2 protein-coding genes are annotated in these 2978 nt (G+C 75.7%); both read right to left on the bottom strand.

The features are described from left to right. Positions 1-68 precede the first annotated feature (68 nt). The gene (locus ACTUAL_RS29215; protein WP_440902492.1) at positions 69-407 is read right to left on the bottom strand and encodes a hypothetical protein; all 339 of its coding nucleotides are present in this window, start codon (positions 405-407) and stop codon (positions 69-71) included. Positions 408-498: 91 nt separating this feature from the next. Continuing rightward, a partial coding sequence (locus ACTUAL_RS29210) for a DUF4118 domain-containing protein (protein WP_440902491.1) occupies positions 499-2978 on the bottom strand: 2480 nt, incomplete at its 5' end.

Genomic DNA, 2978 nt, shown 5'->3' with positions numbered 1-2978 from the left:
GGGCGGGCCCACCGCTGTTCGCGTTCCGGGGCCGTCCCGTTCCGGACCTGCGCGGTCCGGGGGCGGGCTCAGACCGGGATGATCATGCCGGGGAAGGTCTTCGAGCCGGTGCAGTGCGGGCACTCGCGGCCGTTGTCGATGGTCCTGGGGACGCCGCCGATGACCGCCGCCACCGGGTTCGCCAGGTAGCCCGCGCCGCCGCAGAGGTGGCAGATGGTCCTGGCCTCGGCCGTCACGGTGAACAGGCCGTCCTCGTCGTCCTCGTCCTCCTCCAGCTCGTCGACGACCTCGTCGAAGTCGTCGTCGGCCTCGTCGTCGCCCTCGAACTCGAAGTCGTCGTCGTACTCGTCGTACTCACCGTCGTCGGGCTCCTCGCGGCCGTCGCCGCCAGCCTCGCGATCCGCCATCGAGCCACCCCGAACGTCGCACGCCTTGCAGGAGCACCGATCGTAACCGCCGGGCGCGGGGCGGGCCCCGGACCGGGTCCCGCGCGGGCGGTCAGGGGGCCTGCGGACCGGCTGCGGGCAGGGACACCACGATCGTCAGGCCGCCGCCGGGGGTGTCCTCGGCGGTGATCGCGCCGCCCATGGCCTCGGTGAAGCCCTTCGCCACGCTGAGCCCCAGGCCGACGCCGGGCGCGGCGTCCCGGTCGCCCAGGCGCTGGAACGGGGCGAACACCGCCTCCGCCGTGTGCCTGGGGACGCCGGGGCCGTGGTCCACCACCCGCAGCTCGACGCGGTCGCCGTGCGCGCTGGCCCGGACCGCCACCGCGGGGGTCGCGGCCGTCGCCTCCGGGTCGCCGCCCGCGCGGGGCGCGGGCCTGCGGCTGCCGTGGCGCAGGGCGTTGTCCACGACGTTCGCGACCACCCGCTCCAGCAGGCCGAGGTCGGCCCGGACCGGGGGCAGGTCCTCGCGGACCTCCACCAGCACCCGGTCCCGCTCGTCGATGCCCGCGAGCGCCGCCGCGACCGCCTCGTCGCAGCCGATCGCCTTGAGCACCGGGGTCACCGCGCCGGTCGCGAGGCGGGAGGAGTCCAGGAGGTTGTCGACCAGGCCGGTGAGACGGTCAGCCGACAGCTCGACCGCCTCCAGCAGCTCGGCGGTGTCCTCGGCGGACAGGGTCAGCTCCGGGTCGCGCAGGCTGCCGACCGACGCCTTGATGGAGGTGAGCGGGGTGCGCAGGTCGTGGCCGACCGCCGAGAGCAGGGCGGTGCGCAGCTGGGTGGTCTCGGCGAGGCGGCGGGCGTCCTCGGCCTGGGCGGACATGCGCTGGTGGCGCAGGGCCAGGAGCGCCTGACCGGCGGCGCCCTCGAGCGCCCTGCGGTCGCCCGCCGCCAGGGGCCTGCCGCGCAGGGCGAGGCGCACGTCCGGGTTCACCGGGACGTCCACGTCGGCCTCGTCGGGGTCGGCGCAGGGGTTCGGGCCCGCCGAGGCCACCGGGGTCCAGTCGTGGTCGACGCGTTCGAGGAGGGTCGCGGACTCCTGGGCGAAGTTCTCGCGGACCTGCTCCAGCAGGCGGGCCAGCGGGTCCGGTCCGGCCAGGACGGTGCGGGCGTAGGAGGCGAGCAGCGCGGCCTCGGTGCGGGCGCGGGCGGCCTGGGAGGCGAGCCTGGCGGCGCGGTCGACCACGAGTGCCACCAGGACGGCCACGGTCACCATCACGAGCAGGGTGAGCAGGTTCTCCTGGGCCGAGACGGTGAGGCTGTAGTAGGGCTGGGTGAAGAAGAAGTTCAGCATCCCGGCGCCGATCAGCGCGGCGAGCACCGCCGGGCCGAGGCCGCCGACGAGGGCGACGACGACGGTGGCGAGGAAGAAGCCGACCAGGTCGGTGGAGAAGGTGATGTCCTCGGCCAGCGCGGTCCCGATCCCGGTGACGACCAGCGGCAGCAGGACCGAGAGCAGCCAGCCGAGCGCCTGCCGGGACGGGGTGAGCGGGTTGCGGTCCGGGTGCCTGCGCGGGGGCTGCGGGGACTCGTCGTGCGGGACCATGTGGACGTCGATGCTGTCGGAGCGCGCGATGACCGCGGCCCCGACGCCCCCGTCGAGCGCCCTGGCCAGGCGGGAGCGGCGGGACGCGCCGAGGACGAGCTGGGTGGCGTTGACGCCTCGGGCGAACTCCAGCAGCGCGGTGGGGACGTCGTCGCCGACGACGGTGTGGTAGGTCGCGCCCAGGTCCTCGGTGAGCCTGCGGAAGCGCGACGGGGCGTCCGGCGCGTCCGGGGCGGTGGCGCGCGGGGCCACCGGCAGGACGGTGACCACGAGCAGCTCGGCCGCCGCGCGCAGGGCGATGCGGCGGGCCCTGCGGATCAGCGGCTCGCTCTCCCGGCCGCCGGTGATGGCGACGACCACGCGCTCCCTGGTCTCCCAGGTGTCGGTGATGCGCTGGTCGGCCCGGTAGCGCTGGAGCGCGACGTCCACCTGGTCGGCCACCCAGAGCAGGGCCAGCTCGCGCAGGGCGGCGAGGTTCCCCGGGCGGAAGTAGTCGGCCAGCGCGGCGTCGACCTTGTGGGCCGGGTAGACGTTGCCGTGCGCCAGGCGGCGGCGCAGGGCCTCCGGGGTGAGGTCGACCAGCTCGACCTGCTCGGCTCGGCGGACCGCCTCGTCCGGGACGGTCTCGCGCTGCTCGACGCCGGTGATCCGGCGGACCACGTCGCTGAGGGACTCCAGGTGGTGGACGTTCAGGGTGGTGAGGACGTCGATGCCCGCGTCCAGGAGCTCCTCGACGTCCTGCCAGCGCTTGGGGTTCCTGGCGCCGGGCGGGTTGGTGTGGGCGAGCTCGTCGACCACGACGACGGCCGGGGCCCTGCGCAGGACGGCGTCCAGGTCCAGTTCGGACCGGGGTTCCCCGTCGTGGCGGGTGGTGCGGCGGGGGATCTGCTCCAGGCCGTGCAGGAGCTCGGCGGTGCGGGCGCGGTCGTGCGCCTCGACCAGGCCCACGACGACGTCCGCCCCGCGCTCGCGGCGGCGGTGGGCCTCGT

The organism is Actinosynnema sp. (assembly GCF_052038725.1).
The sequence above is the reverse complement of the archived record's forward strand: the minus strand, read 5'-3'. Positions and strand labels throughout refer to the sequence as shown.